The organism is Paenibacillus ottowii, from assembly GCF_006874425.1.
GTDB classification, from domain to species: Bacteria; Bacillota; Bacilli; order Paenibacillales; family Paenibacillaceae; genus Paenibacillus; species Paenibacillus ottowii.
This window is the reverse complement of sequence record NZ_VIJZ01000003.1, coordinates 636,673-653,931: the sequence shown is the minus strand read 5'-3', so window position 1 is coordinate 653,931 and position 17,259 is coordinate 636,673. Positions and strand designations below refer to the sequence as shown.

Below are 17,259 nucleotides of genomic sequence, written 5' to 3'. Positions count from 1 at the left end.
TTACCCCACCAACTAGCTAATGCGCCGCAGGCCCATCCACAAGTGACAGATTGCTCCGCCTTTCCTCCTTCACCCATGCAGGAAAAGGATGTATCGGGTATTAGCTACCGTTTCCGGTAGTTATCCCTGTCTTGTGGGCAGGTTGCCTACGTGTTACTCACCCGTCCGCCGCTAGGTTACTTAGAAGCAAGCTTCTAAGTAACCCCGCTCGACTTGCATGTATTAGGCACGCCGCCAGCGTTCGTCCTGAGCCAGGATCAAACTCTCCATTAAAGACCAACCGAAGTTGATTTATCGAAAGAGCGATTAGCTCATTTGAAACTGACGAGATAAAATATCTCATGTTTGATTTTGCGAACAAAATCAGTTTACTCACTCGTTGTTCAGTTTTCAAAGATCAAACATTCTTGCTTGCTTCGGAGTTTTTTGTTCCCCTCAGCAACTTTTATAGTTTATCATGTTTTCTAGTTCTGTGTCAACACTTTTTTTTCAAAAGTGTTTTTCGCTCTCTTTTTCACAACTTGAAGCGACAAGAAATAATATATCATATATTCACTATATTGTGCAACTGTTTTTTTAAAAAACCTTAGTTAAGTAACAATACACTCGATATAAAGCTCTCTTTGAAGCATCAAGTTAATGATCTCCCCATCTACTTGAATCAACGGACGAGTCGGGTGATCCCGATCAGCGAATATAATTTCCCCTGTTCGGTTATCACTAAGACGTACCTTGGTCCCATTATTGAACTGTGTTAACTTTTGAATGAAGACTTGCACGACACTTGGGTCCAGCTTTCCAAATGATTCTGATTTGATTTGCTCTAAAACCAAATATGGTGATTGGGCAGGTCGATATGTTTTCTCCAAAGTCATGGCATGAAATACATCAGCCACCCCGACAATCTTAGCGTATATGTGGATTTGCTCCCCTTTAAGACGCAATGGATATCCAGTACCGTCCACTTTCTCATGATGCTGAAGAGCTGCCAAACGCACACCTTCGTTAATAGCCTTCACATTTCTAAGCATTTGGTATCCTAGTGATGTATGAAGACGTATCTCTTCTTGCTCTTCTCGCGTTAGTTGGGAGGGCTTGTACAGAATGGACGGGTCCATCTTAGCGTTCCCTATATCATGCAGCAATCCAGCAAAAGCTACCTGCATCCAATCCTTTTGAGGCAACCCAATCCATTGTGCAATGGAGTAAGAGGTAAGGGAGGTTAGCACAGCATTGTGAAAAATATAGTCCACTTCGATCATAGCTGGCGGAGTATAGGTCATTACATTATAACGTTGAATATGGGACAGTAAGGACTCCAGTTGTCCCCGCAACTCATATATAGATAAATTAGAGACGAGCACTGACTGAAACGCACTTTTAACGAGCATCACCATTTTGTCATATTCAACCTGGAATTGTTCAGATCCATCTCGCCCTTCCAAGGAAGCCTCCTGCGATTCATCTGTTCCAGATCGACCAGCGGTAGGCTCACTACTGGACTTTGTAAGATCGTCAGTCCCTACCTCTACTTGTTGAATCAGGAATGCCTCTAAAATCTCCAAGTCACGTGGTAGCAGGATGCGTCCCTTCGGTAGCAACAAGCTGCCCATTTCAGTAAATACGTCGCTTTGTAATTTAAGTCCTGCTTTTAATTCCGATACGGGTACAGTTGTCATGGTCAACCTCTCTGTTCTCACAACAGCTGCTCCAGCTGCCAGTTATGATGTCATTATATTACTTGGGAATGATCCTGTACATTCATTTTATGCCATTTAAATTTGAATTCGTCAGCCTGAACAAGAAAAAAGACTCTCCTGACCAAATAGTCAGAGAGTCCCTTCCCCTAATTTTAAAACAACAATGTTGTTTCCATATTCAAGGATTATTCGTCCTCAGAAGATGCTAGATCGTTACCTTCCGTATCTTCTGTATTATCTCCAAGAGTTGGTTCAGCAGATGACAGAGTTGGCTCTTCACCAGTTCCTCTGTCCTCTAATAAATCCTCAAGCAGTTCATCTTGCTCCTCATTCTTGTTCGCCCGACAAACCGTTGCAACCGCATCATCATCACGAATATTAATCAGCCTTACCCCTTGTGTATTCCGTCCCATCGTGGAGATTTCCCCCATGCTAGTCCGGATCAAGGTGCCGCTAGCTGTAATAATCATCAGATCCTCTTCGGCTTTTACAACCTTGAGGCCAACAACCGGACCGTTTTTGTCGGTAACGTTAATCGTCTTGATCCCTTTGCCTCCACGGCTCTGGATACGATAATCCACAGCAGGGGTGCGTTTGCCATAACCCTTGGCTGTTACAATCAAAATATCCAGGTTGGTATCAACGATATCCATGCCAATTACAGCATCACTTTCATCAAGACTAATCCCTTTAACTCCTGTAGCGCTACGCCCCATAGATCGTACATCACTTTCAGGGAAACGGATAGACATGCCTTGTGCTGTACCAATAATCATTTCCTGCTGTCCATCAGTCAGCTTCACTTCGATCAGGGCGTCATCTTCACGCAAATTAATGGCAATCAGGCCACCTTTGCGGATATTCGCATAGTCATCAAGAGGTGTCTTCTTAATAATCCCATGTTGGGTCGCAAAGAACAGATAACTGTCCTCCACAAATTCCTCAATTGGAATTACTGCATTGATCGACTCACCCTGTTCAATCTGAATCAGGTTAATAATTGGTGTTCCCCGAGCTGTCCGGCTTAAATCTGGAATCTCATAGGCCTTAATTCGGTACACCTTACCCTTATCAGTAAAGAATAACAGATGATGATGTGAATTCGTAATGAACAGATGCTCTACGAAGTCCTCATCTTTGGTATCCATACCTACTACACCACGACCACCGCGTTTTTGACTGCGATACGTAGTAACAGGTAGGCGTTTGATATATCCAGTATGGGTTACAGTAATAATAACGTCTTCACGCGGAATGAGATCCTCATCCAGAATACTTTCTTCACCCACTGTAATTTCAGTGCGACGTTCATCGGCAAAGCGTCCTTTCAGCTCATTCAGCTCTTCGCTGATGATATTGAGCACCAAATGCTCATTCGCCAAAATTTCACGATATTCCATAATCTTTTGAATTAGCTCGTTGTATTCATTCTCGATCTTCTCACGTTCTAAACCGGTTAAGCGTTGCAGACGCATATCGAGAATAGCCTGGGCCTGCTCAAGAGTCAGCGAGAAACGCTCAATCAGTCCTTCACGAGCTGCTTCTGCAGTTTGGGAAGAACGAATCAAAGAAATAACTTCGTCCAGATGGTCAAGAGCAATACGCAAACCTTCCAGGATGTGTGCTCTAGCTTCAGCCTTTTTCAGATCGAATTCTGTCCGGCGACGAATAACCTCAACCTGATGCTTGAGATAATAATACAAGACATCTTTCAGGTTTAAAATCTTCGGTTCATTGTTTACAATGGCCAGCATATTGATCCCGAAATTGGACTGCATGGCCGTATGTTTAAACAAATTGTTCAGAACGACGTTCGGGTTCACATCTCTACGCAGCTCGATAACGATACGCATACCCGTACGGTCGGATTCGTCTCGAAGATCTGTAATGCCTTCAATACGCTTGTCACGTACTAATTCAGCAATTTTCTCGACTAGGCGCGCCTTATTCACTTGGTAAGGCAACTCATGCACGATAATCCGTGCTTTATTGCCAATCTCCTCTATGGTGGTCTTCGCACGCATGGTCACAGATCCGCGGCCAGTTTGGTACGCTTGACGAATGCCTGAGCGGCCTAAGATATAACCTGCTGTAGGAAAGTCAGGACCTTGAATGTAATCCATAAGTTCCATCGGCGTAATGTCAGGGTTTTCGATCAGAGCTTGTACACCATCGATAACCTCTCCCAAGTTATGCGGAGGAATATTGGTTGCCATACCAACTGCAATCCCGCCGACACCGTTAACCAGCAAGTTAGGATAACGTGCAGGCAATACGACAGGCTCGCTCTCTTCACCATCGTAGTTCGGCATAAAATCAACGGTCTCTTTGTTCAAATCACGAAGCATCTCCATGGCAATCTTGGACAGCCGTGCTTCAGTGTAACGCATGGCTGCTGCCATATCTCCGTCCACGGAGCCAAAGTTACCGTGTCCATCCACCAACATATAACGCAAGGAGAAATCCTGCGCCATCCGTACCATCGTGTCATATACAGCCGTATCACCATGAGGATGATACTTACCGATCACTTCACCGACGATTCTTGCCGATTTTTTATAAGGCTTATCTGGCGACATGCCTAGCTCGGACATCGCGTACAGAATACGACGGTGTACCGGCTTCAGTCCGTCCCGCACATCAGGCAAGGCACGGCTAACAATAATACTCATGGCATAATCCATAAAGGATTCGCGCATTTCCACTCCGATATCCCTATTGATGATTTGCGAGTTATTTTGATCCGCCATGCTGGTCCTCCTTCTCATCCTTCAATACAGCGCTCTCTATGTGAAAAGCCCAACAAGACACTGCCTATATACTCCGCTCCTTGCGCAGGATTTTGGCTGAAATCCTCATCTGTATAATTATATTACTTTCACAAAAAGAGCACAATTAAACACATTTGCCCTCTTTACAGCGTAAAACCCTCGTCATTCCCCTTCTGCCTTATAGGCAGATTGCTATTTTCTTGTAGATCTTACAAGCCCTGATTATAACAAATTCCCCTGAACTGGGGATTAGCCCCCACCCAAAGGGCCTTTACCACATACAATACGTATACGGTCAGGGCTCTACTTAGCAAAATTCCGAAAAACGCCGTATTTCTCTATTATATCATTGTTTTACGCGCTTGTCCTTTAGTTTCCCTTGTTTTGTTAAAGGATGTGGATTCCAGTTACATGACTCATATTTCAAAAAGAAAGGATGAGAATACTTGTCTATTCAGCGAGTATCCAGTAAGTGGGCCAAAACAAATGCCATTCTCCCCAATCCGGCATTGGCCGCATATATACCGGAAACACGTTTGTACACGTTTGAGCACTTGAATGAAATGTTGGCGGTGTATGGAACTGTCTATATTAAGCCGGATAATGGCACTTATGGAAAAGGGGTTATGCGTGCAGAAAAGCAGACAGAGCCGCTTCCGCCGACAGAAGAGGGAATCATCGAGGAGAGAACTTGGTATGTGCTGCGCTATGAAGTAGATATCCTCACCTTTGAAAGTCTGGATGAGCTGCATAGGGTGGTTTCTTCTCGTATAAAGAAACGCCCATATTTGATACAGCGCGGGATTCCCCTGCTTCATCATGAAAACCGTCCTTTCGATCTGAGGGTGTTAACCCAGATGAACTTGAGGCACCAATGGGAAACTACGCTTATTGTAGGACGCGTAGCTGCTCCTGACAAAGTCGTCACCAATCATCACAGCGGCGGGACAACACGCTTTTTTAATGAACTAGTAGCTCCATACATGGACGTTAAGGAGGCCGTACGACTGGAGCAAAAATTATCAAAAATGGGCGAGCGGGTAGCCTGGCAGCTACAAAAAAGATACCCTCGTTTAAGAGAAATTGGGTTAGATGTGGGATTGGATCAGCAAAACTATCCGTGGATTCTGGAGGTCAACACTAGACCAGCCATCAAAGTGTTCGCTTCCCTCCCAAACAAAAGCCTCTATCACAAAATATTCAGATATGCAGTAGGCTACGGCCGGTATACGGCATCTACGGGTAAACCTGTACGCTCTAAGAAAAAAGCCTGAAACTTTGAATTTAAATTTTCAAATCCATCCTGCCTGGTTAATGACAAGCAAAGGGACGCCCATTGGGGCGCCCCTTGTGAACTCTTACTTCATGGAATAGCATATATTAAAAATCTAGGTTTTTCACGTACTTTGCATGTTCCTGGATAAAGTCACGACGTGGTTCTACGTTGTCACCCATTAAGGTATTGAACAGCGTATCCGCCAGCATCGCATCACTGACCGTTACCTGTAGCATTGTACGGCTCTCAGGGTCCATCGTGGTTTCCCAAAGTTGGGTCGCATTCATCTCGCCCAAACCTTTATAGCGCTGTACATTATATTTGGCATTTTCTCCAAATTCCTTGATGATCTCGTCACGTTCCGCCTCAGAGTTCGCATAACGCACAACTTTGTTACGCTCAATTTTAAATAGTGGCGGCTGAGCAATGTATATATAGCCCGCATCAATGATTTTACGCATGTAGCGATAGAAGAACGTCAGCAACAATGTACGAATATGGGCACCGTCGACATCGGCATCGGTCATGATAATGACCTTGTGATAACGAGCTTTGGCGATGTCAAAATCATCCCCGATCCCTGTACCCATTGCTGTAACCATCGAGCGTATTTCATCACTGGATAGAATACGGTCCAAGCGTGCTTTTTCCACATTCAAAATCTTACCGCGAATTGGCAAAATCGCTTGGAAGTGACGATCCCGCCCTTGCTTGGCAGATCCACCTGCCGAGTCACCTTCGACGATGTACAATTCACTGATCGAAGCGTCCTTGGAGGAGCAATCCGCCAGCTTACCTGGGAGCGAGCTGATTTCCAGCGCACTTTTACGACGTGTAAGCTCACGCGCTTTGCGCGCTGCTTCCCGGGCACGGGCTGCTTGTAATGATTTATCGACTACACGGCGGGAGACAGCCGGATTTTCCTCTAGGAATTCCTGAAGTTTCTCTGCGAACAGAGACTCGACAATTCCCCGCACTTCACTGTTGCCGAGCTTTGTTTTCGTCTGACCCTCAAACTGTGGTTCTGGGATCTTGACGGAAATAATCGCTGTCAAACCTTCACGTACATCATCACCGGTTAAATTGGCGTTGTTATCCTTAATCAAGCCATTTTTGCGTGCATAATCGTTAATAATCCGAGTTAATGCACTCTTGAAACCTGATTCGTGCGTTCCGCCCTCATGGGTGTTGATATTGTTGGCGAAAGAATAAATATTTTCGGTATAGCTGTCGTTATATTGCAATGCAACTTCGACCTGAATCATATCACGTGAACCTTCGACATAAATCGGTTGTTCATGCAGGGCTTCCCTTTTTTGATTCAGAAACTGCACATATTCACTGATTCCGCCCTCATAGTGGAATGAATCGCTGGCGCCTGTCCGTTCATCAGTCAGGCTGATTGCGATGCCTTTGTTCAGGAAGGCTAGCTCACGAATCCGCGTCTGAAGCGTATCATAGTCATATACGGTCGTTTCAGTAAAAATCTGTTCATCCGGATAGAAGGTCGTTTGGGTACCTGTCTCTTCTGTGTCACCGATGACTCTGACATCATACTGTGGAACACCACGATGATATTCCTGCTCATATACATGTCCATCCCGTTTAACACGGACGATCATTTTACTGGAGAGAGCGTTCACCACGGATACACCAACCCCGTGCAGACCACCGGATACCTTGTACCCTCCGCCTCCAAATTTACCACCTGCGTGAAGCACGGTCATTACGACTTCCAGCGCCGATTTTTTCATTTTGGCGTGTTCACTTACCGGAATACCGCGGCCGTTATCTGTAACGGTAATGCTGTTATCTTCGTGAACGACAACTTGAATGCTGTTACAATAACCCGCCAGCGCTTCGTCAATGCTGTTGTCCACAACTTCCCAGACCAGATGATGGAGCCCCTTGACACTCGTGGAGCCAATATACATCCCGGGACGTTTCCGAACCGCCTCCAGGCCTTCAAGGACCTGAATCTCGCCCGCATCATAAGACGGTTGATTCATAGACATGCCTTTCACCTACTTCTATAGATTTCTATGGTTAAGCATTGGCAAAAAACTGGTTTGCCCGCTTTTTGAGTGTTGTTGAGGAGATGGGGGAATAATACACCGTATTCTGAGTTACTACGATGGACTTGGCTTCCTCTTCGCCAATCATCTCGACATGCTTTTGCTGTTGGGCGTGGTTCACGTATTGTTTGGAGATTTTAGAGGATTTTTCAATCGAGATATCGAAAATAGCCACAAGCTCTGACGAGCGGATGATCTTTTCTCCACCCAGATGAATATACATAGCGGTCACTCACTCCTTAGTGTTCCACATGCCCGTCGTGGACGTGATAAATATGGGCACCCTTAAGTCGTTCTGCGTTCAACGTCTCAATCCCGGTTGCCGTGATAAAGGTCTGTACCTTGCTTTGGAAAGTCTCGATTAGCTGAGTCTGACGATAGGGGTCCAGTTCGGACAACACATCATCCAGCAGCAGGATAGGATACTCCCCAATTTCCTCATGAATTAATTCTATTTCGGCCAGCTTCAAAGACAGGGCCGTCGTCCGCTGCTGCCCTTGAGAACCATACGTATGCACTTCTCTGCCGTTAATGGCAAAGGCTAAATCATCACGATGGGGTCCCGCCAAAGTCATGCCACGGCGGATTTCCTGTTCCCTCATTTGGGATAACTTTATCATAAATCGCTCCAATAAGACAGCTTCATCTTCTTCCTCTGACTCACCGAAGGAGGGAACATAGGTTAATTTTAACTCTTCTGTTCCACCTGCAATCCCTTCATGAATAGCCTGAGCCCACTTTTGTAGCTTTGTTATAAATTGTTTCCGCTTTTTTACAATTTTAACACCATGCTCAACAAGTTGCTCATTCCATACCTCCAGCATCAGCTGCACCGACGTCATATCTTTCCCCCAGGCTTGCTTGAGCAGGTTGTTTCGCTGAACCAACACTTTCTGATATTGCTGCAAATGATACAAATATCCTGGCGCAACCTGTCCGATTTCCATGTCAAGAAACCGGCGGCGAACCCCCGGTGTTCCTTTGACGATTTCCAGATCCTCGGGCGCAAACATAACCACGTTTAACGAACCGATAAAATCGCTCAGCTTTCGCTGCTCCAGCCCGTTGATCTTTGCTTTTTTGCCTTGTGTGGATAACGAGAGATCCAATCTGATTTTTCCGTATTTTTTATCCACATCGGCTGCTAGATGAGTGGAGGTCGCCCCGAAAGAAATTAATTCCTTGTCACGGGACGTTCGGTGACTTTTCGTTAAAGCCAGTACAAAAATTGCCTCAACCAAATTCGTTTTGCCTTGCGCATTTTGTCCGATCAGCAAATTAACGGGTCCGAAATCATTCAGCTCCAACTGTTCATAGTTCCGATACTGCTGCAAAACAATGTTGTTCACAAACACATAGGGTCCCCCTCATTATTCCGCACCTAAAAGGAGTCCTTGCCGTTCAGGCGATCATGCTCCTGCCGTAACCTCGAAGCGTCCAATGTCCTCTACTTCAACGGTATCACCTGGGTACAATTTTCTTCCACGGCGTTCTTCCGGTTCACCATTAACACGGACTTGTCCTTCCTGCAGCAGGGCTTTAGCCATGCCTCCTGTGGATACACAATCGGCTAATTTCAAAAATTGATCGAGCTTGATGTATTCGGTCTGTATAGATATCGGTTTCAAGGCCTATTCATCCTTTCGCTTGTTCTCGGTTAGGTAACGCTAGTTGGTTGTGCGATATGGCAGGATGATGTACAGCGCATTGCTGGAGTCTGCCGGTTTTAAAATAATGGGGCTCATAATGCCGGTAAAAGCAATCGTCAGCTGCTCGCTGTCAATTACCTTCAGCACGTCGAGCATATATTTGGAGTTGAACGAGATTTTGAGTGGCTCTCCCTCAAATTTAGACACATTTACTTCCTCACGCACCTTGCCAAGCTCAGATGAGCTGGAGGAAATCTCTAGATCGCCATTTTCCAACGATTGCATTTTTACAATATTCGTTTTTTCCTCACGGGACAGCAAATAAGCACGGTCAATAGACTCGCTCAAACTTTTTGTGTCCACAACCAGTTCTGTTTTGTAGGAGGTCGGAATAATTCTAGAAGTATCAGGGTAAGTGCCATCCAAGATACGGGAATAAAATAATACGCGATCCACCTTAAATAATACCTGGTTGTCCGCTACGACGATATCCACAAGCATATTTTGATCTGGAATAATTCTGCTCAGCTCATTGAGCGTTTTGCCTGCAATAACAACATTGCTAAAACGTAAGCCTTCAGTCCCCTCCAAATGAGCGCTGCGGGTGGCAAGACGGTGGCGGTCCGTTGCGACAAATTTCAATTCACCTTCAGCCAGATTCCACAATACACCAGTCAAAATCGGTGTCGTTTCATGAGTAGAGATGGAGAATACCGTTTGTTTAATCATATTTTTAAGCAAATCACCTGGAACAGAGATCACTTGGTTTTCTTCAATGTTGGGAAGCACCGGGAATTCCTCAGGGTCCAAGCCAACGATCTGAATCTCAGTAGCACCTGATGAGATAAAGGTTTGGAATTGGTCCTTTACCTCCATACGGATCTCCTGCGATGGCAACTTTTTGATAATTTCGACAAAGAATTTAGCTGGCAGTACTACACTACCGGGTTGTTCGACCTGAACGACCGTCTGATCACCATCCTCCATTGGAATAAAGGATTGAATGGAGATGTCTGTATCGCTTGCGGTCAATGTGACGCCCTGGTGATTCACATCCAGCTTAATACCACTCAGAATTGGAATGGTAGTCCGACTGGATATCGCTTTGGATACATGTTGTATAGCCTCGTTCAAAACGTTTTTCAGAATGCTAATCTTCATAAGTTCCTCCTACGGGTTTTAATCCTTCAAGCACGCGTTGACGCGGGCCTTATATAGGTGATGTATATCTTTAAAATATATTAGTAATAGTAATAGGCGCACTGAATATGTGGATAACTCTCTGTAACCCTAATAAAATCAAGCCTATCCACATGTGTATAAATTGTGTATAGGCTCTGAACTTGTTCAGGTTGGATTTTTGATTTTCTCTATGAGGTTGTTGATAACTTTAAATAGATCCTGATCCACTTGAATGGATTTTGAGATTTTTTCGTGCGCATGAATAACAGTCGTATGGTCACGTCCACCGAAAGCTTCACCGATTTTCGGCAAAGAATAGTCGGTTAGCTCACGGGAAAGATACATGGCAATCTGTCGTGGGAAAGCCACAGCCTTCGTCCGCTTACGCGCTTTGAAATCTTCCAGCCGTAGATTATAAAATTCCCCGACTTGATGCTGTATATCCTGAATCGTGATCATTTTTGGACGACTGGATGGGATAATATCCTTTAACGCCTCAGCCGCGAGATGGCTTGATACATCCTGATTCGTTAAGGAAGAATAGGCGACAACACGAATCAGTGCCCCTTCGAGCTCACGGATGTTTGTATCAATTTGATTCGCGATATACATCATGGCCTCATTAGGAATATCCAGGTTTTCTGCCCGCGCCTTTTTTCGAAGAATAGCAATTCTCGTCTCCAAATCCGGCGGTTGAATATCGGTAATAAGTCCCCACTCGAAGCGAGAGCGCAGCCGTTCTTCTAGCGTTGGGATTTCTTTAGGTGGCCGATCGCTCGAGATTATAATCTGCTTGCGCTCCTCGTGCAGCGCGTTGAACGTATGGAAAAATTCCTCTTGCGTCGATTCCTTGCCCGCGATGAATTGAATATCATCAATGAGCAAAATATCAATATTACGATATTTATTCCGGAAACTTTCTCCGCGGTTGTCCCGGATGGCATTAATGAATTCGTTCGTGAACTTCTCTGATGATAAATAAACGACCTTGCTGGTCGGATTGTGCTCCAAAATATAGTGTCCGATAGCATGCATTAGATGCGTTTTACCCAGACCTACACCACCGTAAAGGAACAGCGGATTGTAAGCTTTGGCCGGCGCCTCGGCGACGGCCAGCGATGCCGCATGGGCAAAACGGTTCCCCGATCCAATAACAAATGTATCGAATGTATATTTGGGATTCAGCATATGAGACACAGCTTCTTCTTGAACGATCGGCTGCTGCTGAGGTTGTTGCTGAAGATCGACCTCGGCCGGCTTGTTCTCTTCAATAACGAACTTGACCTCTAAATGTTTGCCCAAAATCTCGTAAACCGTTGCCCCGACTAGCTTGGTATAGCGGCTTTCAAGCCATTCCACGGCAAAAGTTGTCGGTGCAGAAATCACAATGGAGTGGTCATTTAGTTTCGCTGCCTTGGTAGCCTTAAACCAAGTGTCGTAACTCGGCTTACTCAGCTTGGTTTGTATAATCGATAGAATTTGCTGCCATAGTTCAGAGGTATGGCTGTCCACAGACGTCACTCCTTTTAAATCCTGACATTTTGCCGAATTAAGCTGCAGAGAGCTGCTCTCGGCGCTTCGGCAAAACGCCTAAAATCCCCAAAATATTGTTGAAGGCCATAAAAAGACATACCGCCGCCTAAATCACGCGGCAGTGTAGTGAGAGAACGCAGCACAAAATGCCCTGAAAAATAATAATGGAAATTCCACTGCTGACCAGCAGAAGAAAGGCGATATTTCTCAGGAGGGAATGTGCGGCACGATCCGTTCTCTTGATCCCGCAGGCCAAAACGAGACTGCAATATGTCGAAATCAAATGAAAAATGTAGAATATATCCCCAGAATCCCGAATCCGCACAAAAATAAAAAGATGGATAAATTGAACTTGTTCACAACTTTATCCACAGGGTGTTGATAATATGGAGGGTAAAACAACATATTCACATTCAAAAGTAATATCATCATAGCAAAAGAAGCCTTGTATTTCAATGACTCGTGGTTATTTATCCACAAATTCAATCTGTTGTGTACAATTTTTATTCACAACACAAGATATTGTTTATAATTTGTTCAGTTTTCGACAATAACTCTTTTTCACTCTAAAATGTTATGCACAGGTTATGACCATTTAAATCACAATTCCATTCTTTTTGTGGATCTGTGTATAACAACTGTTGCCTTTTGGTCACAGCGCCTTGTTTTTGTGTTGAAAATTTCCGGTAACGTTTCCGACATTATTTTTGGCCAATCGGATGGTGGGAGATCTAAAACGGCGTAGATTTAAATACAGAAATGAATAAATGAAGAAAAGAGCAGTTAAAAGAGCGGTTATATATGAGGAATGAAATCTACAGTAAATGCTGATGAGTATTGATTGTGAAGGAGAGGCGAAAAAAAAGGAATAAAGGGAAAGAAAAAAGTGGAGTGAGTGATGGGGGAAGACGGCGAGGGTTTTTGAAGATGAAAAACAGGGAGAGGATTCAGAAGTACATTGACTTTGACCGCTATTTGTGGTTAAATGTACAAAGGTGTTTTTTGTGGAGATTGCTATGTTAGGTATATTCCATATAAAACGTATTCCTTGTAAGGAGGTGCAGCACAATGAGACCGACTTTCAGACCGAATGTCAGCAAACGTAAAAAAGTTCACGGCTTCCGTAAAAGAATGAGCACGAAGAATGGCCGTAAAGTTTTGGCAGCTCGTCGCCAAAAAGGTAGAAAAGTATTGAGTGCGTAATGCGTGCATAAAGACCACTACGGTGGTCTTTTTTTTCATAATTAAAGTATTTATGGATCGGTTTGCTTCCTTTAATTGTAGAAATGTAGTGTGAAAAGAGGGAGAAGCCCTGCATCCTGTTCTATATTAGATGAAGTTTTTGAAAACGGATATAAAATAAGCGAGATTACCATGTTGGAATGTTGTCCATACTTCTTACTATATAAGAGGTAAGGGGGGCCTTACCGATATGTGTAAAAGAGATGAGCAAGGAGAAGCGCCGTGCAAAAAAAATTGCGTCTACGAAACCGGGCGGACTTTGGGCGCGTATACCGCCATGGCAAATCTTTTGCCAACCATCAGTTTGTGGTGTACTGGTTCCGCCGCAGAGAGGTAGAGCAGTTCCGCGTCGGAATTTCGGCTAGCAAGAAGATCGGCAACGCAGTTGTCCGCAATCGGATGCGCAGAATCGTTAAGGAAATCGTACGCCATCATGAGCAAGAATTGGTGGAGCAGATTGACCTGATTTTTATCGTTCGTAAGGGTGCGGTTACCCTGTCGTATCACGAGCTGGAGAAAAGCGTGCTGCACGTTTTGCGCAAAGCCTCGCTGCTCAAGTCTACGCGCCGATAATCAGTATCTTTGTCCTACGGGATATGGTATGATTTACGTTGGAATGGATTGGTTAAGAAAGGGGTTATGAAGTGTCGCGTTTGAAGACTCAACGGGGAAAATGGTTCCTCCTGATTGCCTTATTGGCACTTGTTGCTGTGCTGTCCGGATGTGCCCAGGCGGCTCACAATTCTTACACGACGGCAGACTTGGCCAATGGATCTTGGTGGCAAAGATATGTCGTTTACTGGTTTTCGTATGCGCTGGATACATTTGCCCAATGGTTCTCAGGAGAATATGGCCTGGCCGTACTGATTCTGGTGATCATCGTGCGTACTATTATTTTGCCGCTTACACTCAAGCAAGTACGCAGTTCCAGAGCAATGCAGGCTATTCAGCCACAATTAAAAGAAATTCAAGCGAAATACAAGGATACACCTGAGCGAGTTCAGCAAGAAACAATGAAATTGTTTCAAGAAAACAAGGTTAACCCGATGGCAGGTTGTCTGCCTTTGCTTGTGCAGATGCCTATTTTTATCGCGCTTTATAATGCCATTTATTATAACTCGGCATTGCGGGATCATGACTTTTTGTGGCTCCAGTTAGGTAAACCGGATCACTTCTTTATTCTGCCGATTTTAGCAGCGATTACGACCTTTGTCCAAACATGGATGATGATGAAAATGAATCCGACGCCGCAGCAGGGACCTATGCAATTTTTGCTGTATGTCTATCCGGTGTTGATTCTGTTTATGTCGTATAACTTCCCATCTGCATTGCCGTTGTACTGGTTCTTCAGTAATATTTACACGATTGTTCAAAACTATTTCCTTTATCGGAATAATGATAAGGAAGCAGCATTGGCCAATGTAAAAACAGCCAGTCTCACGAAAACAGGTTCCTCCAATAATAAGAAAAAAGGTGGCAAAAACTCGAAGGGGGCTAAAAAGTCGAGATGACCAAAGTCGTGACATCAGGAAAAACCATTGAAGATGCTGTAAGACAAGGACTCTCCCAGCTGGGAGTAAGCCGTGAACGGGTAACCGTAAACGTGTTGGAACAGCCGTCAAAAGGATTCCTGGGGTGGCTAGGGGTCAAAAAGGCGAAGGTGGAGCTTACGCTGCTTTCTGAGCCGTCTCCCGAAACCACACACACGGCTGAACCTCATGTATCGGCTCAAGCACCTTCTGGCATGGGACAGGCTGTATCAGAGGCTGGACTTGTTGCACAGGAAGTACAGATGGACACGGAAGCACTTGGAGGACATGTAGATCCTTATGAAGAGGCGGTGCGTTTCATCCGTGAAACAGCTGCGGGAATGGGACTGAACGTTGAAGTCGATGTCCGTCATCGCAAGGATGAAAGTACACTCGATATCTCCGGTCCATCGCTCGGTATGTTGATTGGCCGCAGAGGACAGACATTAGATGCATTGCAGTACTTGACGAATATTGTTGCTAACCGTCATTCGGATAAATTTATCCGAATTGTGCTGGATGCAGAGCAATTTCGTGCACGTCGGCGGAAAACGCTGGAGGATTTGGCGGAACGATTAGCGAACCAGGCTGTTCGTTACGGCAAGGAAGTGGTACTGGAGCCAATGCCGTCCCAGGAGCGAAAGCTGATTCACGCCAAGCTCCAGCAGCATGCGCTGGTTAGAACATACAGCAAGGGGGACGAGCCTAATCGGCGCGTTGTCATTGCCAAGAAATAATCCGACGCAATGGCTCTCTGCAAGCTGCAGAAGCCATTGCTTTTTTCTTATATTTTACATTGAAACGGGGGGCCGTCCTGAATGAAGGACGGCAATGCCGTTTGTACTTGATAGGAGGTTGAAACGATATGCTGAGCGATACCATAGCTGCCATTGCAACGGCTGTCGGCGAGGGCGGCATCGCCGTTGTGCGGGTCAGCGGTCCAGGAGCAGTCACGGAAGTGGAGTCTTTGTTCCGTAGCAAAACGCCCTTAAGCAAGGCTCCAACGCACACGGTACACTATGGACATATTATAGATCCTCAAAGCCAAGAGAAGGTGGAGGAAGTTTTAGTTACAGTGATGCGGGCACCACGCTCTTTTACAACAGAAGATGTGGTAGAGATCAGCACTCATGGCGGGGTGGTAGCCGTTAAACGGGTGATGGATTTGTTATTGCAGCAAAATATCCGTCTGGCCGAGCCGGGTGAATTTACAAAACGCGCTTTTTTGAATGGCCGTATTGACCTGAGTCAAGCGGAGGGTGTTATTGACTTAATTCGTTCCAAATCGGACAAGGCTTTTTCGATGGCTCTGAAACAGGTCGATGGGCAGCTGTCCCAGAATATTCGTCGTTTGCGTCAGATTTTGGTAGAGACACTTGCTCACATTGAGGTAAATATTGATTACCCTGAGCATGATGTTGAATCCTTTACGTCTGAGTTAATCAAGGATAAAAGCAGTCAGGTCATGGCGGAAATTGATCGGCTGTTGCATACAGCGGAGCAGGGAAAAATTTTGCGTGAAGGGCTAACTACGGCGATTGTCGGAAGGCCGAATGTAGGCAAATCGTCACTGTTAAATACACTGGCTCAGGGCGAACGGGCGATTGTAACCGATATTCCGGGTACGACCCGTGATGTTATTGAGGAGTATGTGACGATTAATAATATTCCGCTTAAGTTGCTGGACACAGCCGGAATTCGTGAAACGATGGATGTCGTGGAACGGATCGGGGTAGAGCGTTCAAGGACGGCAGTGAGTGAAGCAGATCTATTGCTCATCGTCATTAATGCTAATGAACCACTGCACGAGGATGAAATGGCATTAATGGAACAAATCCGCGGTAGACAAGCGATTGTCATTATGAATAAAATGGACTTACCGGCCCAAATAGACCGGGATTTGTTGCTGCGCTATGTTCCTGAAGAGCTTATTGTGCCGATGTCTGTGAAGGAAAATGAGGGAGCGGATCGGTTGGAGCAGGCTATATCCAATTTATTCTTTAGCGGCAAGCTGGAATCGGCGGATATGACATATGTCAGCAACGTCCGGCATATTGCTCTGCTAAAGAAAGCGCGCCAATCGCTGGTAGATGCTTATGAAGCGGCTGATCAATTTATTCCGATTGATATGATCCAGATTGATGTAAGGCTGGCATGGGAGCATTTGGGCGAAATTGTAGGTGATACTGCACATGATGCCTTAATAGATCAAATATTTTCACAGTTCTGTCTGGGCAAGTAGCAAGTAGGATATTCAAGCGTGGCTGTTAAAGCCTGCTATCGTTATAGATACACAAGCGCA

Annotated in this window: 14 protein-coding genes and 1 rRNA gene; 6 read left to right on the top strand and 9 right to left on the bottom strand. The window is 45.1% G+C overall.

All coding sequences use genetic code 11. The annotated features are described in order from the left end of the window. The 3 genes from FKV70_RS10020 to gyrA form a co-directional block, all read right to left on the bottom strand. Positions 1-273, bottom strand: a 16S ribosomal RNA gene (locus FKV70_RS10020); the annotation flags it as partial. A 317-nt stretch (positions 274-590) separates the two neighbouring features. After that, a complete protein-coding gene (locus FKV70_RS10015; RefSeq protein ID WP_142612748.1) occupies positions 591-1,679 on the bottom strand; it encodes an HD-GYP domain-containing protein in 1,089 nt (362 codons plus the stop codon). Positions 1,680-1,885: 206 nt separating this feature from the next. Beyond that, the gene (gene gyrA / locus FKV70_RS10010; protein WP_142612732.1) at positions 1,886-4,450 is read right to left on the bottom strand and encodes a DNA gyrase subunit A; all 2,565 of its coding nucleotides are present in this window, start codon (positions 4,448-4,450) and stop codon (positions 1,886-1,888) included. A 467-nt stretch (positions 4,451-4,917) separates the two neighbouring features. On the opposite strand from gyrA, the gene FKV70_RS10005 reads away from it, so the two are divergent. Continuing rightward, the gene (locus FKV70_RS10005) at positions 4,918-5,745 is read left to right on the top strand and encodes a YheC/YheD family protein (RefSeq protein WP_063211655.1); all 828 of its coding nucleotides are present in this window, start codon (positions 4,918-4,920) and stop codon (positions 5,743-5,745) included. 106 nt (positions 5,746-5,851) lie between these two features. Here the strand turns inward: FKV70_RS10005 and gyrB are convergent, their stop codons facing one another. The 6 genes from gyrB to dnaA all read right to left on the bottom strand — a co-directional run bounded on the left by gyrB (position 5,852) and on the right by dnaA (position 12,165). Next, complete coding sequence (gyrB, locus tag FKV70_RS10000) at positions 5,852-7,762, bottom strand: DNA topoisomerase (ATP-hydrolyzing) subunit B (RefSeq protein WP_063211657.1); 1,911 nt, start codon at positions 7,760-7,762, stop codon at positions 5,852-5,854. Between the two features lie 31 nt (positions 7,763-7,793). After that, a complete protein-coding gene (gene remB / locus FKV70_RS09995; RefSeq protein WP_063211658.1) occupies positions 7,794-8,045 on the bottom strand; it encodes an extracellular matrix regulator RemB in 252 nt (83 codons plus the stop codon). A 16-nt stretch (positions 8,046-8,061) separates the two neighbouring features. After that, positions 8,062-9,177 (bottom strand): DNA replication/repair protein RecF, encoded by a 1,116-nt coding sequence (recF, locus tag FKV70_RS09990; protein WP_063211660.1) that lies wholly within the window; start codon positions 9,175-9,177, stop codon positions 8,062-8,064. A gap of 54 nt (positions 9,178-9,231) precedes the next feature. Continuing rightward, the gene (gene yaaA, locus FKV70_RS09985; RefSeq protein WP_016822440.1) at positions 9,232-9,450 is read right to left on the bottom strand and encodes a S4 domain-containing protein YaaA; all 219 of its coding nucleotides are present in this window, start codon (positions 9,448-9,450) and stop codon (positions 9,232-9,234) included. A gap of 39 nt (positions 9,451-9,489) precedes the next feature. Further along, positions 9,490-10,632 carry a DNA polymerase III subunit beta gene (dnaN, locus tag FKV70_RS09980; protein ID WP_063211662.1) on the bottom strand — a complete coding sequence of 381 codons (1,143 nt, stop codon included), beginning with the start codon at positions 10,630-10,632 and terminating at the stop codon, positions 9,490-9,492. 186 nt (positions 10,633-10,818) lie between these two features. Further along, positions 10,819-12,165, bottom strand: coding sequence for a chromosomal replication initiator protein DnaA (dnaA, locus tag FKV70_RS09975; protein WP_019689098.1), 1,347 nt, complete (start codon positions 12,163-12,165; stop codon positions 10,819-10,821). 1,089 nt (positions 12,166-13,254) lie between these two features. Between dnaA and rpmH the strand changes: the two genes are divergently transcribed. The 5 genes from rpmH (at position 13,255) to mnmE (ending at position 17,199) form a co-directional block, all read left to right on the top strand. Beyond that, the gene (rpmH, locus tag FKV70_RS09970) at positions 13,255-13,389 is read left to right on the top strand and encodes a 50S ribosomal protein L34 (protein ID WP_007433250.1); all 135 of its coding nucleotides are present in this window, start codon (positions 13,255-13,257) and stop codon (positions 13,387-13,389) included. Positions 13,390-13,650: 261 nt separating this feature from the next. Next, on the top strand, positions 13,651-14,001 hold the full coding sequence (rnpA, locus tag FKV70_RS09965; protein ID WP_063211664.1) for a ribonuclease P protein component: 351 nt from the start codon (positions 13,651-13,653) through the stop codon (positions 13,999-14,001). A 71-nt stretch (positions 14,002-14,072) separates the two neighbouring features. Next, entirely contained in the window at positions 14,073-14,939 is an 867-nt protein-coding gene (locus FKV70_RS09960) for a YidC/Oxa1 family membrane protein insertase (protein WP_142612731.1), read from the top strand. Continuing rightward, positions 14,936-15,694 (top strand): RNA-binding cell elongation regulator Jag/EloR, encoded by a 759-nt coding sequence (gene jag, locus FKV70_RS09955; protein WP_142612730.1) that lies wholly within the window; start codon positions 14,936-14,938, stop codon positions 15,692-15,694. The genes FKV70_RS09960 and jag overlap by 4 nt, the downstream gene beginning before the upstream one ends. Positions 15,695-15,822: 128 nt before the next feature. Then, positions 15,823-17,199, top strand: coding sequence for a tRNA uridine-5-carboxymethylaminomethyl(34) synthesis GTPase MnmE (mnmE, locus tag FKV70_RS09950; RefSeq protein ID WP_142612729.1), 1,377 nt, complete (start codon positions 15,823-15,825; stop codon positions 17,197-17,199). The last annotated feature ends 60 nt before the right edge of the window (positions 17,200-17,259 follow it).

What these genes read in the sequence shown, in the direction of transcription:
- gyrB (WP_063211657.1), bottom strand. Translation starts at nt 7,762, where the DNA reads ATGTCTATGAATCAACCGTCTTATGATGCGGGCGAGATTCAGGTCCTT.
- gyrA (WP_142612732.1), bottom strand. Translation starts at nt 4,450, where the DNA reads ATGGCGGATCAAAATAACTCGCAAATCATCAATAGGGATATCGGAGTG.
- FKV70_RS10015 (WP_142612748.1), bottom strand. Translation starts at nt 1,679, where the DNA reads ATGACAACTGTACCCGTATCGGAATTAAAAGCAGGACTTAAATTACAA.
- remB (WP_063211658.1), bottom strand. Translation starts at nt 8,045, where the DNA reads ATGTATATTCATCTGGGTGGAGAAAAGATCATCCGCTCGTCAGAGCTT.
- rpmH (WP_007433250.1), top strand. Translation starts at nt 13,255, where the DNA reads ATGAGACCGACTTTCAGACCGAATGTCAGCAAACGTAAAAAAGTTCAC.
- jag (WP_142612730.1), top strand. Translation starts at nt 14,936, where the DNA reads ATGACCAAAGTCGTGACATCAGGAAAAACCATTGAAGATGCTGTAAGA.
- dnaN (WP_063211662.1), bottom strand. Translation starts at nt 10,632, where the DNA reads ATGAAGATTAGCATTCTGAAAAACGTTTTGAACGAGGCTATACAACAT.
- mnmE (WP_142612729.1), top strand. Translation starts at nt 15,823, where the DNA reads ATGCTGAGCGATACCATAGCTGCCATTGCAACGGCTGTCGGCGAGGGC.